15 protein-coding genes are annotated in these 14,956 nt (G+C 71.2%); 12 read left to right on the top strand and 3 right to left on the bottom strand.

The genetic code is table 11. The features are described 5' to 3' along the window. Positions 1-482: 482 nt before the first annotated feature. Entirely contained in the window at positions 483-1,121 is a 639-nt protein-coding gene (locus ACH4E8_RS18850; protein ID WP_398449531.1) for a transcriptional regulator, read from the top strand. Then, positions 1,118-1,645: a hypothetical protein gene (locus ACH4E8_RS18845; protein ID WP_398449529.1), complete on the top strand. Its 528-nt coding sequence runs from the start codon at positions 1,118-1,120 to the stop codon at positions 1,643-1,645. Before ACH4E8_RS18850 ends, ACH4E8_RS18845 begins: the two co-directional genes overlap by 4 nt. A gap of 49 nt (positions 1,646-1,694) precedes the next feature. Here ACH4E8_RS18845 and ACH4E8_RS18840 read toward each other — a convergent pair whose 3' ends face one another. After that, the gene (locus tag ACH4E8_RS18840; protein WP_398449527.1) at positions 1,695-2,771 is read right to left on the bottom strand and encodes a methyltransferase; all 1,077 of its coding nucleotides are present in this window, start codon (positions 2,769-2,771) and stop codon (positions 1,695-1,697) included. 99 nt (positions 2,772-2,870) lie between these two features. After that, positions 2,871-3,929 carry a radical SAM protein gene (locus tag ACH4E8_RS18835; protein WP_398449525.1) on the bottom strand — a complete coding sequence of 353 codons (1,059 nt, stop codon included), beginning with the start codon at positions 3,927-3,929 and terminating at the stop codon, positions 2,871-2,873. A 314-nt stretch (positions 3,930-4,243) separates the two neighbouring features. Between ACH4E8_RS18835 and ACH4E8_RS18830 the strand changes: the two genes are divergently transcribed. From ACH4E8_RS18830 to ACH4E8_RS18820, 3 genes are all read left to right on the top strand, one after another. After that, positions 4,244-5,980, top strand: coding sequence for a carbamoyltransferase (locus ACH4E8_RS18830; RefSeq protein ID WP_398449522.1), 1,737 nt, complete (start codon positions 4,244-4,246; stop codon positions 5,978-5,980). Next, the gene (locus tag ACH4E8_RS18825) at positions 5,977-7,173 is read left to right on the top strand and encodes a DegT/DnrJ/EryC1/StrS family aminotransferase (protein ID WP_398449520.1); all 1,197 of its coding nucleotides are present in this window, start codon (positions 5,977-5,979) and stop codon (positions 7,171-7,173) included. Before ACH4E8_RS18830 ends, ACH4E8_RS18825 begins: the two co-directional genes overlap by 4 nt. Positions 7,174-7,510: 337 nt before the next feature. Continuing rightward, entirely contained in the window at positions 7,511-8,296 is a 786-nt protein-coding gene (locus ACH4E8_RS18820; protein WP_398449518.1) for an SDR family NAD(P)-dependent oxidoreductase, read from the top strand. Between the two features lie 60 nt (positions 8,297-8,356). On the opposite strand, the gene ACH4E8_RS18815 is transcribed toward ACH4E8_RS18820, so the two are convergent. Further along, entirely contained in the window at positions 8,357-8,866 is a 510-nt protein-coding gene (locus tag ACH4E8_RS18815) for a MarR family winged helix-turn-helix transcriptional regulator (RefSeq protein WP_398449516.1), read from the bottom strand. A 228-nt stretch (positions 8,867-9,094) separates the two neighbouring features. Here ACH4E8_RS18815 and ACH4E8_RS18810 point away from each other — a divergent pair, with 228 nt between their 5' ends. From ACH4E8_RS18810 to ACH4E8_RS18780, 7 genes are all read left to right on the top strand, one after another. After that, positions 9,095-9,418 (top strand): darcynin family protein, encoded by a 324-nt coding sequence (locus ACH4E8_RS18810; protein WP_398449514.1) that lies wholly within the window; start codon positions 9,095-9,097, stop codon positions 9,416-9,418. A gap of 63 nt (positions 9,419-9,481) precedes the next feature. Continuing rightward, on the top strand, positions 9,482-10,051 hold the full coding sequence (locus ACH4E8_RS18805; RefSeq protein ID WP_398449512.1) for an NADPH-dependent FMN reductase: 570 nt from the start codon (positions 9,482-9,484) through the stop codon (positions 10,049-10,051). Continuing rightward, positions 10,048-11,634, top strand: coding sequence for an FAD-dependent monooxygenase (locus ACH4E8_RS18800; protein WP_398449510.1), 1,587 nt, complete (start codon positions 10,048-10,050; stop codon positions 11,632-11,634). Before ACH4E8_RS18805 ends, ACH4E8_RS18800 begins: the two co-directional genes overlap by 4 nt. 88 nt (positions 11,635-11,722) lie before the next feature. Then, positions 11,723-12,049, top strand: coding sequence for a TcmI family type II polyketide cyclase (locus ACH4E8_RS18795; RefSeq protein WP_398449508.1), 327 nt, complete (start codon positions 11,723-11,725; stop codon positions 12,047-12,049). 14 nt (positions 12,050-12,063) lie between these two features. Then, a complete protein-coding gene (locus tag ACH4E8_RS18790; RefSeq protein ID WP_398449506.1) occupies positions 12,064-12,312 on the top strand; it encodes an acyl carrier protein in 249 nt (82 codons plus the stop codon). A 32-nt stretch (positions 12,313-12,344) separates the two neighbouring features. Continuing rightward, positions 12,345-13,292: an aromatase/cyclase gene (locus ACH4E8_RS18785; RefSeq protein ID WP_398449505.1), complete on the top strand. Its 948-nt coding sequence runs from the start codon at positions 12,345-12,347 to the stop codon at positions 13,290-13,292. Continuing rightward, complete coding sequence (locus tag ACH4E8_RS18780; protein ID WP_398449503.1) at positions 13,289-14,854, top strand: FAD-dependent monooxygenase; 1,566 nt, start codon at positions 13,289-13,291, stop codon at positions 14,852-14,854. Before ACH4E8_RS18785 ends, ACH4E8_RS18780 begins: the two co-directional genes overlap by 4 nt. Positions 14,855-14,956: the final 102 nt, after the last annotated feature.

Here is a 14,956-nt window from a genome sequence, read left to right as displayed (position 1 = left end):
GAAAGTCGATCTCTCACCACCGGCATTTCTTGATCAAACGCACGAGCCCGCAGCAGGGCGGATGATTGGCCAGAACGACGTGCCCGCGAACGGGGGGATAGGTTCGATGAATCGCACTGGTGAACCCATCCCCTGGATGGCTGAGTTTCGGCCACCCGGCCCGCCGTTTCTTGCCTTTCTCCGACTTTTTCGGCAAAGCGAAGAGGGGCCGCTGGCTACACTGCCGAGGTATTGCACTGCGCCTTTTCGCCCTGCTCTGCTCGGAGTTGCATGACGGAATATGCCCGATGCATGATGCCGCCCGCCCCGCCCCGTGTGACGGCATCTCCCTTCGAGGACCGAACGGCGCACGCGGTCGTCGCCCCTCCGCCGCACGGACCCGGCGACAGAGCATCTGACCTCACCTCACTTCCCGGCGGTCCCGTCGAGCAGCCCGTGCCGACGCCCGCCACGGCAATCCGCTGTGATGCGAAGGGGTTTCCATGTACGTCCTGGCCCAGTCCCTGACTCCCCCGGACCTGGCGGTCCTGGCGGAGGCGTGCGCGGAGTTGGGGATCACCTTGCGGGAGTCAGCTCCCGACGAGCGCCGCTCCGAAGCACCCGACTCGCTGCTGGTCGCCTTCCACCGGGTCGCCGGCGCCGGTCCGGACGAGCCGTCCGTGGCCGAACTGAAGGAACTCGGCGGCTACACCGTCGCCGTGCTGGACCGGATATCCGCGACGGACGTCCTCGCCGCGGTCTCCAGCGGCTACGGCTTCACCCTGGCCAGCCCGCTGCGCCGACCCCGGCTGGTGGAGACCCTGACCTATCTGCGCAACGTCACACCGCCGGAGAACACCCAGGTCCTCACCCTCGACGGGCACGGCTCCCTGTGGTCGGCGGCGAAGTCGGTGCCGGTCACCGAAGCGGAGGCGGGGCTGCTGCGGCTGCTCTCCGACCGCCCCGGCCAGATCGTGTCCCGGGAGGACCTCACCCGGGCGACCGGGGGCGAGGACGTCAACCGGGTCACCTCGGTGTTGAAGCAGAAGCTGCTGGACATCGAGTCCGGCGCGAAGCTCCTGAAGGTCCCCCACCTCGGCTTCCGCCTGGTGGGCACCGTCGAGGGGAGCGTGGTCCGATGAGGGTGGTGGTCATCACGGGCGCCCCGGGCGTGGGCAAGACCCGGCTGAGCCAGCAACTGGCCGCGCGCTACGTGGTGCCGACCGCGGCCATGGACTGCGACCCGGTGGTCTATCCGTGGGCCGGCGAGCCCGAGCTCTACGAGCTGACCGCATCCACCGTGCGGGCCGCCCTGCCGGTCTACCGCGACTGGGGTGCCCGCGTCGTGGTGATCAGCGGGGTGGTGCTGGCCGGCCGGGTGTACGACCGCTTCCGCACCGTCTTCGACGAACTGGGCGTGGACTCCGTCTACTACGGCCTGCGGGCCGGGCCGGACGCGCTGGCCGCCCGGATCACCGGCGACCCGGGCGGCGAGCACTTCATCGAGGGGCGGCTCGCCGAGCGCCATCTCGACGCGGAGGTGCCCGACGTGCCGGGGATCCGGCTGGTGGACACCACCCACCTACCGCTCAAGGAGGCGACGGACGCGGTGGCGTCCCTGGAATTGGCGACGCTGGGACCGCGGTGGATCGCGGCCCCGGTCTGACGCCCGCCCCGCTCGCCGGGCCGCCCCGCCCGGCCCGTCGCCCCCGTCGTCACCGGAACCGGCCCACCGCCAGTCCGGGGTCACCGGGGCGCAGGCTGAGCACGAAGCCGTAGTAGTGCGTGGCTCCGATGCGCGCCACGTACTCCCGCACCTCCTCGCCCAGCGGGCCCGTCAGTTGCTGGTTCTCGTCCCGCGAGGCGAAGGCCGGCCAGCGCACCGGCGTGGTGGGCCGCACCAGCAGCCGGCCCGCAAGTCCGTGCCGCCGCAACTCCTCCGTCAGCCTCGGTACGAGGAAGGGGCCCCGCTCGTCCCCGTACGCGGCGGCCTGGATCAGCGCCTCCCCGTCCTCGGTGAGCAGGGCGGGTAGGCGGCTGACCAGCTCCCAGAAGAAGTCCAGCCCGTCCAGGCCCGCTTCCCCCGCCAGCCAGCCGAGCGCGCCGCGGCGCAGCGGGAGGCAGGGCGGGTTGGACACCACCAGGTCGTACCGGTCCCCCACCGACAGCGAGAGGATGTCCCCCACCTGCGCGGTCAGCCGGTCCGCCAACCCGTTGACGTGCGCGTTGAGTCGGGCGGCAGCGACGCACTCCGGGCTGACGTCCACCCCGACCGCGGCCGCGCCGTTGCGCGCGGCTACCAGGCCGAGGACGCCGGTGCCGCACCCGAGGTCCAGACAGCGCCGGACGTCCCGGCGGGACGCGATGATCCGGGCCAGCGTGAGCGAGTCGCTGCAGATCCACGGACCGTACGTGCCCCGGTCCCGCCCGGCGGCCCGCCAGGAGGTGATCAGTGCCATGCCGTCCACCCGGACCAGGCAGTACTCCGCGGAGAGCTTGCCGGACGACTCGGTGAGCACCCCGGCGTCCAGCAGCAGGTCGATCAGCGGCCCCGGCACGTCCTCGCGCGCCTCGGACTCCGTCACCTGCTCGCCGAAGACGAACAGCGAGGCGAGGACCGTCTCGGCCGGCAGCGCAGCGATCGCCCCCAGGGTCTCGGCGCTGCGCCAGGGTGCGAGCTCACCGAGCCAGTCCCCGGCCATGGTCAGCAGATCGTGCTGCGGCAGGGCCCGCAGCCGGCGCAGCGCCGAATTCGTCTCGTCGGTGGAAGAAAAGCCGTCCGCGGAAATCAATCGGGTCTCCTTGACGCCGTGCACACGGTGGATTCGATGGTTCGACGCTGCAATGCACTCGGCGTTCACAGCACCGCAAGGACGCCTTTCACGCCGTGGTCAGTCTGATGCGTAGGCCGGCTCGAACGTGGCCTTCAACTCGCGCAGCCGCGCGAGGGCGCGGGGTCCGGCGTAGGGCGCGCAGCGGGCGATCTCCGTTTCGGAGATTATGCCGAACAGATAGAGGTTGACCACGTCGATGGGACCGGTGCAGCTCTTGCAGAACGGGAAGCGGGGCCGGGACTGCATGAACATCTCGTAATGCTGGTGCTTGCCGAACTGCTCGTGGATCAGCTCGGGCTGCTGCTTGATATTGCCCATCGGTTTGAGCCATGCATAGGGGCAGCAGGAGACGTCGCCCTGGCCGAAGAGTTGCACCATGGTGGCCGTGGCGTAGCAGCGCAGGGTGCGGACGCCGGTCTTCAGTTGGTTCCCGATGTGCTCGATGAAGGCCCGCGGCGGCAGCACCGGTTCCAGTTCGTCGTAGCGCTCCACCAGGGGGGCGAAGTGGTCGCCGAGCGGCGGCGCGTGGGAGGCCCGGGTCTCGCCGCGCACCGGGAAGAAGTAGAGCATCACGCCCTGTCCGTAGCGCTCCAGCAGGAACTGTGCGAAGTCGGCCTGCGCCGTGACGTTCGCATCGGTGAGGACCGCCTGGATCTCGATCGGAATGCCCAGCTCGACGGCGTGGTCCAGGTGTTTCATGATGACGTCGAAGAGCCGGTGCTGCTTCGGCGGCAGCCGGTGGCTGTTCATCTGGAGGGTGTGGCCGTCCAGCGACAGGCAGAGTTGCACGTTGCCGAGTCCGGCCAGGGTCTGGAGCCGGGGCGGGGTGAGGAAGACGCCGTTGGTGATGACCTGGACGACCTCGTAGCGGGCGCTGCACTCGGCGACGAACTCGGTGGAGCCCTTCAGCCAGAAGAACTCGCCGCCGGACAGTCGCATGATCGGGCTGTCCACGTGGCGGTGGTAGGCGTCGAGGATCTCGTGCCAGTCGGCGCGGCGGTCGGTGGTCAGTCGCAGTCGGGCGTCCGGGACGTTCATGAGGAGGTTGAAGTCTTCGGTGAGGCAGTAGGAGCACCTCATCTGACACAACTGTTCCTCGATTACCATGTCATTCATCAGGAGTTTGAGACGATCCTGTCCGTCTCGGTCGGCGAACACCGCATCGCGTAAGTGATCCTTCAGCGTCACGCCCGCATCACCGCACCCAGGTCGTTTTTGCGCAGGACTTCGCCGTCGAGTGGAAGAGTCTAGGATTTCGATCTATACAAGGCAATGGCGGATGGGTCAGAATTTACCCTCCGTTCGCCAAGAGCCATGATCCCCGGGGTGGATGGCTTGGATTGGCCTGTGGACCCGCTCAAGGGCCCGCGGTAACGTTGCGTGCTGTACTCACCAAATCGGCATGTCTGAACTGGGAGTAAGGACGCTGCATGCTCGCCATGGGTCTCGGCGGTTCCAATCATGATTTCTCCGCGTGCCTGGTCGAAAACGGCGAGATAGCCGTCGGCATCGAGGAAGAGCGGCTGACCCGCCGCAAGTACTCAGTGAATGTGAACTCGCTGGCCAACCAGTGCTGGCGGTATTGCCTCAAGGCCCACGGCGCCCGGCTTGCGGACGTGGACGTGGTGGTGGCGGACGACACCCTGCTGCCGAGTTGCTACTTCCCCTTCCGCAGCCGTACGACCCTGATCCGGCACCACATGGCGCACGCCGCGAGCGCCTTCCACCCCTCGCCCTTTCCGGAGGCCGCGGTCCTCGTGGTCGACGGGGCGGGCAGCCTGTTCGACGGCAAGGGCATCGAGACCCTGACGCTGGGGGTGGGCAGCGGCACGGAGATCACCGAGCTGTCCAAGGTGTACGGGACGAACTGGAGCACCGACGGCCTGCGCGCGGACCGGGTGTACCAGGCCGGGGACAGCGACCACTCACTGGGCTTCATGTACAAGGCCGTCAGCCGGGCCGTCGGGTTCACCCTCTACGAGGAGGGCAGTTGGTACCTGACGGAGGACGGCAAGACGATGGGGCTCGCGCCGTACGGCAGCGACCGCTACCGCGCCGACTTCCACCGCCATCTCGACCTGCTGCCCGAGGGTCGGTTCTCACTGCACCTCAAGGACGGCGGGCTGCTGTCCTTCGTCGAGGGCGCCCTGACCGGGCTGGAGGGCGAGGAGCGCTTCGCCCGCGGCGCCGACCTCGCGTGGGCGGCGCAGGACCTGCTGGAGACCGCGGTGCTGCACGCCGCGCGCTGGCTGCACCGGGAGACCGGGCTGTCCCGGCTGTGCCTGGCCGGCGGCGTGGTGCTCAACTCGGTGGCGAACGGGAAGCTGCTGCGGCAGACGCCGTTCACCGACGTCTTCGCGCAGCCCGCCGCTGGCGACAACGGCTGCGCCGTCGGCTGTGCGTACTACGGCTACCACGTCATCGGCGGGCATCCGCGCCCGCGTCCTCCGAAGGCCGCCGGCGCCGCGCCGCGTCCGCAGCGCCACACCTACCTGGGTCGCCGTTACGACACCGAGGAGGTCCGGGCCGCCCTCGACGCCTCCGGGCTGCCGTACCGACGGGTGGCGAACGCGGCGCGGCTGGCCGCCGAGGTGCTGCCGGGCGGGGCGCTGATCGGCTGGTTCACCGGCGGCAGCGAGTTCGGGCCGCGGGCGCTGGGGCACCGCAGCATCCTGGCCGACCCGCGCCGGGCGGAGATGAAGGACGTGCTCAACAGCAAGGTCAAGCACCGCGAGTGGTTCCGGCCGTTCGCCCCCGCGGTGCTGGCGCACCGGGCCGCCGACTACTTCGAGTTGGCCATCGAGTCGCCGTACATGCTGATCGTGGCGCCGGTCCGGGAGGAGAAGCGGTCCGAGGTGCCGGCGATCACCCATGTGGACGGGACCGCCCGGGTACAGACCCTCACGCCGGAGGCGAACGGGGCGTTCTACGACCTGGTGGCCCGCTTCGACGAACTGACGAACGTGCCGGTGGTGTTGAACACCTCCTTCAACGACCGCGGGGAGCCGATCGTGGAGACCCCGCAGCAGGCGCTGGCCTTCTTCGGCCCCAGCCAGCTCGACTACCTCTTCCTGGAGGACTTCGTGGTGGCGCACGCGGCGGCCGACCTGGACGCGCTGCTCCCGGAGGAGCCGGCCGCCGAACCGGGCGCGGGGGGCGCGTCGTGACGAACGGCATGCGCTACGAGACCTGGCGCGGGCTCGCGCTCTGGGGCGAGCAGGAGGAGGCGGCGGCCGTCGAGGTCATCCGGTCGCGCTCCCCGTTCCGCTACTACGGCCCCGGTCTGACGCACCGCACGGACGCCCTGGAGCAGGGGCTCACCGAGCTGACGGGGGTGCCGCACGCGGTCGCCGTATCGTCCGGAACGGCGGCGCTGACCACCGCGATGATCGGGCTCGGCATCCCGGCCGGAGCGGAGGTGATCGTCCCCGCGGTGACCTTCGTGGCCAGTGTGGGGGCGGTGGTCGCCGCCCGCGGCATCCCCGTCTTCGCCGAGGTCGACGACTCCCTGACGTTGGATCCGCGGCGGCTTGAGGAGCGGATCACCCAGCGCACCTGGGGCGTGATGCCGGTCCACCTGAACAACGCGGCGGCCGACATGGACCCGATCGTGGAAATCGCGCGGCGGCGCGGGCTGCGGGTGGTCGAGGACGCGGCGCAGGCCGCGGGCGTCGCCTACCGGGGCCGGCCGGTCGGCGGGCTCGGGGACGCGGGCGCGCTCAGCTTCCAACTGGACAAGAACATCACCGCGGGCGAGGGCGGCGCGGTCGTCACCGGGGATCCCCGGGCGTACGAACGCATGGTGCGCTACCAGGACCAGGGCGGGCAGTTCAGCACGTCCAAGGGTGCGGTGCGCGGCGCGGGCGACGGTCCGGCGTTCGTCGGGACCAACTTGCGCATGACGGAGTTGGCGGCGGCCGTGCTGCTGGTGCAGCTCCCCCGGCTGGCGCCGATGTGCGAACGGCTGCGGGACGTGGCCCGGCGGGTCCGCGCCGAGACCGCCGACCTGGCGCTCGACTGGCGCAGGCTGCCGGACGAGGAGGGGTCGGGCGGCGATCTGACGCTGCTGCTGGACTCCCGGCTGACGGCGCGTGGGTTCGTCGAGGGGCTGCGGGCGGCGGGGGTGCCGGCGTACACGCTCTACCAGGGCCAGACGGTGACCTCGCACCGGGCGGTGCGGGAGGGGCGCACCCCGTGGGGCGTGGAGTGGGAGCGGCCGGAGCGCCACCGGATCAGCGAGGCGTTCCTCGGCCGCTCCGTGACGATCGGACTGGGCGCCGCGATGACCGACGACGACGTGGACGCGGTCGTCAGCGCGCTCCACAAGACCGCCGCCGACGTGCGCGGGGGCGGCGGCTGAGGGGCCGGCTGCAACTGGTTGGCTCCCGAGGGGGCTTGACAAGCCGACCTGGGATGAAGAACATATGCATCACATTGGAAAGGTTGTGCCCAGCGGGCGGGGCTCGATTGCTCCGGACCCCTGACGGGACGCACTCGACGTCGGCGCAACGGTCTTCCACAGCAGGCGACTTCACGCCACATGACGTCACCGGGCTTCGCAGCGAGCCCTGGCACATCGAGTAGCCACAGCGAACGACCACAGCGAGCGAGTTCTCAGCGGTCCGGCCACGTCCGGGCCGCTTCTTCGTGTGCGCCGACGGCCGAGCGGGGCCGCGGCGCGGGATTGGGGAGGGACCATGACGAACGGCGCCGGCAGGACCGCGTTGGTGACGGGGGCGACCAGCGGCATCGGGCTGGCCGTGGTCCAGCACCTGGCCGGACTCGGCCACCGGGTCTTCTTCTGCGCCCGGGACGCCGACCGGGTCAAGCAGACCGTGGCGGAGTTGCGGGAGCAGGGCCACGACGTGGACGGCGTCGCCTGTGACGTGCGCTCCGCGTCCGACGTACGGGCCATGGTGACCGCGGCGGTCGAGCGGTACGGCAGCATCGACGTGCTGGTCAACAACGCGGGCACGGGCGGCGGCGGGGTGACCGCCGACCTCACGGACGACGCCTGGCTCCAGGTCATCGAGACCAATCTGAACAGCGTCTTCTACGTGACCCGGGACGTGCTCTCGGTCGGCGGGATGCGGGAAAAGAGCCGTGGGCGGATCGTCAACATCGCCTCCACCGCGGGCAAGCAGGGCGTCGTGCTGGCGGCGCCCTACTCGGCGTCCAAGCACGGCGTGGTGGGCTTCACCAAGTCCCTGGGCAACGAGTTGGCGAAGACCGGGATCACGGTCAACGCGGTCTGCCCCGGCTACGTCGAGACGCCGATGGCGGAGCGGGTGCGCGCCGGGTACGCACGGGCGTGGGAGACCACCGAGGACGACATCCTGGAGCGGTTCCAGGCGAAGATCCCCCTGGGGCGCTACTCGACGGTGACCGAGGTCGCCGGGATGGTGGGCTACCTCGTCAGCGACACGGCCGCTTCGGTGACGTCGCAGGCCATCAACGTCTGCGGCGGTCTGGGCAACTTCTGAGCCCGCACCGCCCGCACCGCCCGCCGCACCGCCTCAGCCGACTCAGTCGCCCTGCACGCCTCAGCCGCGCTCGCGGGGCCGGTTCTCCCGGTACTCCTCGGCCAGCAGCGCGGTGAGCGTGCGCCGCATGTCCTTCAAGAACTCCTCGAACTGACCGATGAGTTCGGGCGGGTAGGCCGACATCATGGTGGTCATCCGGTCCGCGAAGGGCGTGAAGAACGCGGTGGCGGCCTTGCCGATCTCCGGCCCGCTGCGCAACGTCACCACCCGACGGTCGGAGTGCTCGCCGCGGGTGCGGACGATGTGGCCGGCCTTCTCCAGCCGGTCCACCAGCGCGGTCGTCGCGCCCGAGGTCAAGGAGACGCGCTCGCCCAGCCGGGCCAGGGAGAGCGGCTGGCCCTGGTCCTCCGCGTAGAGGATCTCCACCAGGGCGGCGGCGTCCGTGGAATGCAGTCCCAATTGGGCAGCAAAGCGCCGGGTGAATTCCGTGTAGTTGGCTCCCCAGGAACGCAGCTCGTCCACGATGCGGCCCCCTTGCTCCGCAATCTGCGCAGTGTCGGGCTCTTTCATTCGTCCGCTCCTCGTCAGCATCGCACGCCGGAATTCCTGCGGCTCCTTATTCCATCAGGATATATCACGGCGTTACAACTCCACGGCAAAGCGATCCCCACGATCGGGCGCCACGGTTGCGGGTGAGCGCCGCGGAACTCTGACCTCCGTCGGGCAGATTGCCCCACTTTCTTCAAATTTCGCACCGAGTGTTCCTTGCCCTCGGCGGCCCCAGAAGGAGATCAGCACATGAAGTACACGGCATTTCTCGGGGTTCGGTTCGAGCCCGAATGGTTCCTGCTGGAGCCGGCCGAACGCGACCGATTCGAGGCCGAGCACGTATTCCCGATCCTGGGCAAGCACGCTTCGGTCCTCGACATCCGTCCCTTCCGGGCGTCCGGCTTCTCCACCCGGCACACGGACTTCTTCATCGTGGGCTTCGACGACGTGGCGCAGTACCACGCCTTCGTCGAGGACCTGCGGGAATCGCCGCTGGCGGCCCGCCGGTACGTGACCGTCACCGACAACGCCATCGGCATCGAGCAGCCGTTCGGGGCCGATGACAGCGCGTGACCGCACCCCGGTGACGCACCCGTCATCGGGGGCCGAACTCCCCACCACGACACCGGAGCGACCATGACGAGAATCGGCATCATCCTCGGCAGCACCCGACCCCAGCGCAACGGCGGCGCCGTCGCCGAATGGGTGCACGACATCGCCGTCCGCCGCGGCGACGCCGAGTACGAACTCGTGGACATCGCCGAACTGGCGCTGCCCCTGCTGGACGAGCCCATTCCGCCGCTGGCCGGGATGTACCAGCAGCCGCACACCCTGGCCTGGGCGGAGCGGATCGCCGCCCTGGACGGGTTCGTCTTCGTGACCCCCGAGTACAACCACTCGGTGCCCGGCGCGCTGAAGAACGCCATCGACTACCTGTTCGCCGAGTGGAACGACAAGGCCGCCGGCTTCGTCGGGTACGGGCCCGTCGGCGCCGTCCGCGCGGTCGAGCACCTGCGGCTGGTCATGGCCGAACTCCAGGTCGCGACGGTACGGGCCCAGGTGGCCCTCACCTTCGACACCGACTTCGTGGACCGCAGCGAGTTCCGGCCCAGCGCCGAGAAGGCGGAGTTGGTCGGCAGCGTGCTCGACCAGGTCGTGGCCTGGAGCGAGGCGCTGGCGCCCGTGCGTCGCAAGGCGGCGTCATGAGCGGCTCAACGCAGATCACGCAGAAAACACAGCCAACACAGCCGACGCAGCCGCATCAGGTGCACCAGACGACGAACGCGACGGGTGAGGCCCTCGACGCTCCGGTGATCGTGGTCGGTGCCGGACCGACCGGGTTGATGCTCGCCGGCGAACTCCGCCTCGGCGGCGCCGAGGTGATCGTCCTCGACCGGCTGGCGGAGCCCGTCACCGAGTCCCGCGGCCTCGGCTTCACCGCCCGCGCCACCGAGGTCTTCGACCAGCGCGGCCTCCTGGAGCGCTTCGAGAACGCGGAGATCAGCGCGAAGGGCCACTTCGGCGGCATCCCGATGGACTACTCCGTCCTGCCGGGCGGTCACTTCGGCGTGCGCAACGTCGAGCAGTCGGAGACCGAGGCGGTGCTCGCCGCGTGGGCCGCCGAACTCGGCGCCGACATCCGGCGCGGCCACCGGGTGACCGCGATCGCCCAGGGCGAGGACGAGGTCGTCGTCTCGGCGACCGGGCCCACCGGACCGGTGGTGCTGCGCTGCTCGTACCTCGTGGGCGCCGACGGCGGCCGCAGCACCGTGCGCCAGGCCGCCGGCTTCGACTTCCCCGGCCACGACGCCACCTGCGAGATGTTCCTCGCCGACGTGGCCGGCGCGGACATCAGGCCCCGCTTCATCGGCGAGCGGGTGGCCGGTGGCATGGTCATGGCCGCGCGGCTCAGCGACGGGCTGGACCGGGTCATCGTCTGCGAGCGCGGCACCGCGCCCGGCGAGCGCACCGCTCCCCCGTCGTACGAAGAGGTCGCCGCCGCCTGGAAGCGGCTCACCGGCGAGGACATCGGCCACGGCGAGGCGCGCTGGGTCAGCTCCTTCACGGACGCCTCGCGGATCGTCACCGCCTACCGGCGCGGCCGGGTGCTGCTGGCCGGCGACGCGGCCCACATCCACCTGCCGGCCGGCGGCCAGGGCTTGAGCGTGGGAGTGCAGGACGCGGTGAACCTCGGCTGGAAGCTCGCCGCGGTGGTCACCGGGCGGGCGGACGACGCGCTGGTGGACACGTACCACCAGGAGCGCCACCCGGTCGGCGAGCGGGTGCTGACGAACACCCGCGCGCAGGGCATCCTCTACCTCAGCGGCACCGAGGTCGACCCGCTGCGGGCGGTCTTCGGCGAGTTGATGGCCGACGACGAGGTGCTGAAGCGGCTGGCCGGCATGGTCAGCGGGCTCGACGTGCAGTACGAGACGGGCGGGGGCACGCATCCGCTGCTCGGCCGTCGGCTGCCGCCGTGCGACCTGCGCACCGCCGACGGGACCACGACCGGCATCGAACTGCTGCACTCCGCGCGGGGCCTGCTGTTGGACCTCGACGGCTCCGGCTCGCTCCAGGGCGTCGCGGCGCCGTGGGCCGACCGGGTCGACGTCGTCACGGCGACCCTGCTCGGCGAGGGCGGGGATCACCAACTGGACGACGTACGCGCGCTGTTGGTGCGCCCGGACGGACACGTCGCCTGGGTGGCACCCGACGGCGGCGACCTGGCGGCGGCCCTCACCCGGTGGTTCGGCGAACCGGGCGGCGACCCGCTGCCCGCGGCGGCGTGAACACCGCACCCGCCCGCCCGGCCCCAACCGTGGACACGTGTACATCCGATCGCCCGGACCTTCGGACACCCGACTTCGAGGACTCACCATGCACAGCACCCTGATCGTCGCCCGGCTCCGCCCGGACTCGGTCGGCGACGTCGGCGAACTCTTCGCCGCCTTCGACCGCACCGACATGCCCGAGCGGATGGGCACCCTGCGCCGTCAGCTCTTCAGCTACCAGGGCCTCTACTTCCACCTCCAGGACTTCGCGGACGACGACGGCGGCGAGCGGATCTCCGAGGCCCGCTCCCACCCGCTGTTCGTCGGCATCAGCGACGACCTCAAGCAGCACATCACCGCGTACGACCCCGACACCTGGCGCTCGCCGGCCGACGCCATGGCCCAGCGCTTCTACCACTGGCAGCAGGACTGACGAGAGGACGCCCCATGCCCGTCGACACGTTCACCCTCACCGAGCTCAAGCGCATCCTCGTCGACGCCGCGGGCGCCGACGAGTCCGTCGACCTGGACGGCGACATCCTGGACACCTTCTTCAGCGACCTGGGCTACGACTCACTGGCCCTGCTGGAGACCGCGGCCGTGGTCTCCCGCGAGTACGGCGTGGAGCTGGTGGACGACGCCGTCACCGCCATCACCACCCCGCGCGGCTTCATCGAGCTGGTCAACGCGGCGTGAGCCGCCCGCCCCACGACACTTACGGAGTTGCCATGTCCGGACCGGAGGTCCGCGAAGTCGAGCACGAGATCACGGTCGACGCGCCAGCCAAGGACGTCTACCAACTGCTGGTCGAGGTGGAGGACTGGCCGGCGATGTTCCCGCCGAGCGTGCACGTGGAGCGCCTGGAGCAGGACGGCGAGCACGAGCGCATCCGCATCTGCGCGACCGCCAACGGCGCGGCGAAGAGCTGGACGTCCATCCGCCGGCTGCTGCCCGCCGAGGGCGTCATCGAGTTCCGCCAGGAGAAGTCCAGCGCGCCGGTCGCCGGCATGGGCGGCGCTTGGGTCGTCGAACCGCAGGGCGACGAGCGCTGTCGGGTGCGGCTGCTGCACGACTACCGCGCGGTGGACGACGACCCGGCGGCCCTGAAGTGGATCGCCGAGGCCGTGGACCGCAACAGCCACGCGGAGCTGGCATCCCTCAAGACCTCGGCGGAGCTCGGCCCCGACGCCGCGCAGAAGCCGTTCACCTTCGAGGACAGCCTCCAGATCGCCGGCACCGCCGCGGAGGTCTTCGCCTTCATCGACCAGGCGCAGCTCTGGCAGGAGCGACTGCCGCACGTGGCGCGCGTGGTCCTGGAAGAGGAGACCGAGGGGCTCCAGCTCCTGGAGATGGACACCCGCTCCCCCGACGGCTCGATCCACACCACGAAGTCCGTCCGGGTGTGCCAGCGGCCCGCGGGCACCATCCACTACAAGCAGATCAAGCTGCCGGCGCTGATGACGCTGCACACCGGCCGCTGGAGCTTCACGGAGAACGCCGACGGGGTACTGGCCGTCTCGCGGCACACCGTCGCCATCGACGAGTCGAAGATCGCCCAGGTGCTGGGCGACGGCGCGGGGCTCGCCGAGGCGCGCGCCGCGGTGCGGGGCGCCCTGGGCACCAACAGCCTGAGCACCCTCAACCACGCCAAGGCGCACGTCGAGGGCCGGTCTTGACGACCGCGCCGGCCGGCGGCGGGGCTGCGGAGGCCGGCGCGGTGGACGTCGAGGCCGCGGTGCTCGTCGTCGGCGCCGGACCCGTCGGGCTGCTGCTCGCCGGCGATCTCGCCGAGCGGGGCGTGGACGTGGTGGTCGCCGACCGGCTGAGCGCGCCGATGACCGAGTCCCGCGCCTCCCAACTGGGGGCGCGCACCATGGAGGTGCTGGCCCAGCGCGGAGTGCTGGCGGACTTCGGCGACGAACTCGTCCCCGAGCCGCGCGGGCACTTCGCCGGTCTCTCCTTCGACGCGTCCGCCGTGCCGAGCCCGTATCCGGGCCACTGGAAGGTGCCTCAGTTCCGCACCGAGGCGGTGCTCGCCCGGCGGGCCCTCGCGGCGGGCGCCCGGCTGCTGCGCGGACACGAGTTGGACGAACTGTCCGACGACGGCGCGGGCGTCGTCGCCCGCTTCCGCACCGACGGCGGGCCGCGCACCGTCCGGGCCGGGTACGCGGTCGGCTGCGACGGCGGGCACAGCACGGTCCGCTCGCTCGTCGGCTTCCCCGTCGAAACGGGCCCGGCGCGCCGCGAGTTGCTGCGCGCCGACCTCACCGGCGTCGAGGTGCCGGACCGACGGTTCCAACTGCTGGAGCGGGGCTTCGCCGCTTCGGCCCGGCGCCCCGACGGGGTGACCCGGGTGATGGTCCGGGTCGCCGGCGCCCCGCCGGTGACCCGGCAGGGCCCGCCGTCCCTGCGGGAGATCGCCGCGGCCTGGCGGACCGTCACCGGGGAGGACATCGAGGGTGCCGTGCCGCTGTGGCGGGACGCGTTCGACGACTCCTGGGTGCAGGCGGCGGCCTATCGGCGCGGTCGGGTCCTGCTGGCCGGCGACGCCGCCCACGCCCACATGCCGGTGGGCGGCCAGTCGCTGAACACCGGGCTCCAGGACGCGGCCAACCTGGGCTGGAAGCTCGCCGCCCAGGTGCAGGGCTGGGCCCCGCCCGGGCTGCTCGACAGCTACCACGACGAGCGGCATCCGATCGGGCGCCGGGTGCTGGACAACGTACAGGCGCAGGGCCTGTTGCTGTTCGGCGGCGCGGAGACCGCGCCGGTGCGCCAGGTGCTCGCCCGGGTGCTGGCGGACCCCGGTCCCCGGGACCGGATCGCGGCCTGGGTCACCGGCCTGGACGTCCGCTACGACGTCCGCCGTGACGCACGCGGCGACGGGCCCGGCGACGACGCTGCCGCCCCGGCTCCGCTGCTCGGATCCCGCGTCCCCGACCTCGCGCTGACCTGCTCGACCGGCGAGCGCACCGCGGTCCACGCGCTGTTGCGCGACGGCCGCGGGCTGCTGCTCGACCTCGCGCCGGAACCGGCCTCGACCGCGGCCGACGCCGACGGCTGGGCCGACCGGGTCCGTACCGTACGCGCCACGGCCGGCTCCGACGGCGCGCCCTTCGCTTCCGTCCTCGTACGCCCGGACGGACACGTCGTGTGGACCGACCGCACGACGACCCCGCTGCGCACCGCGCTCACCGACTGGTTCGGCACCGCCGACCCGGGTGGGCCCCGGCAGCACTGACGCACATGAACAGCCGCACCGCCCCGAGCCGAGTCCGGAGGGCGGGCAACGGCCATCCCGGAACTCCGGACTTCCGGATCACCAACCTGTCGTTTCTGTGGA

The sequence above is a fragment of the Streptomyces sp. NPDC017979 genome (genome assembly GCF_044328175.1).
In the GTDB taxonomy this organism is placed as follows: Bacteria; Actinomycetota; Actinomycetes; order Streptomycetales; family Streptomycetaceae; genus Streptomyces.
Note: the sequence above shows the minus strand (reverse complement) of the source record. Positions and strands in the feature narration are given on the sequence as shown.

Bases quoted from the DNA above. Each gene is read 5' to 3' on its own strand.
- ACH4E8_RS18820 (WP_398449518.1), top strand. From the start codon at position 7,511: ATGACGAACGGCGCCGGCAGGACCGCGTTGGTGACGGGGGCGACCAGC.
- ACH4E8_RS18795 (WP_398449508.1), top strand. From the start codon at position 11,723: ATGCACAGCACCCTGATCGTCGCCCGGCTCCGCCCGGACTCGGTCGGC.
- ACH4E8_RS18830 (WP_398449522.1), top strand. From the start codon at position 4,244: ATGCTCGCCATGGGTCTCGGCGGTTCCAATCATGATTTCTCCGCGTGC.
- ACH4E8_RS18810 (WP_398449514.1), top strand. From the start codon at position 9,095: ATGAAGTACACGGCATTTCTCGGGGTTCGGTTCGAGCCCGAATGGTTC.
- ACH4E8_RS18800 (WP_398449510.1), top strand. From the start codon at position 10,048: ATGAGCGGCTCAACGCAGATCACGCAGAAAACACAGCCAACACAGCCG.
- ACH4E8_RS18790 (WP_398449506.1), top strand. From the start codon at position 12,064: ATGCCCGTCGACACGTTCACCCTCACCGAGCTCAAGCGCATCCTCGTC.
- ACH4E8_RS18815 (WP_398449516.1), bottom strand. From the start codon at position 8,866: ATGAAAGAGCCCGACACTGCGCAGATTGCGGAGCAAGGGGGCCGCATC.
- ACH4E8_RS18785 (WP_398449505.1), top strand. From the start codon at position 12,345: ATGTCCGGACCGGAGGTCCGCGAAGTCGAGCACGAGATCACGGTCGAC.
- ACH4E8_RS18835 (WP_398449525.1), bottom strand. From the start codon at position 3,929: ATGAATGACATGGTAATCGAGGAACAGTTGTGTCAGATGAGGTGCTCC.
- ACH4E8_RS18805 (WP_398449512.1), top strand. From the start codon at position 9,482: ATGACGAGAATCGGCATCATCCTCGGCAGCACCCGACCCCAGCGCAAC.
- ACH4E8_RS18850 (WP_398449531.1), top strand. From the start codon at position 483: ATGTACGTCCTGGCCCAGTCCCTGACTCCCCCGGACCTGGCGGTCCTG.
- ACH4E8_RS18845 (WP_398449529.1), top strand. From the start codon at position 1,118: ATGAGGGTGGTGGTCATCACGGGCGCCCCGGGCGTGGGCAAGACCCGG.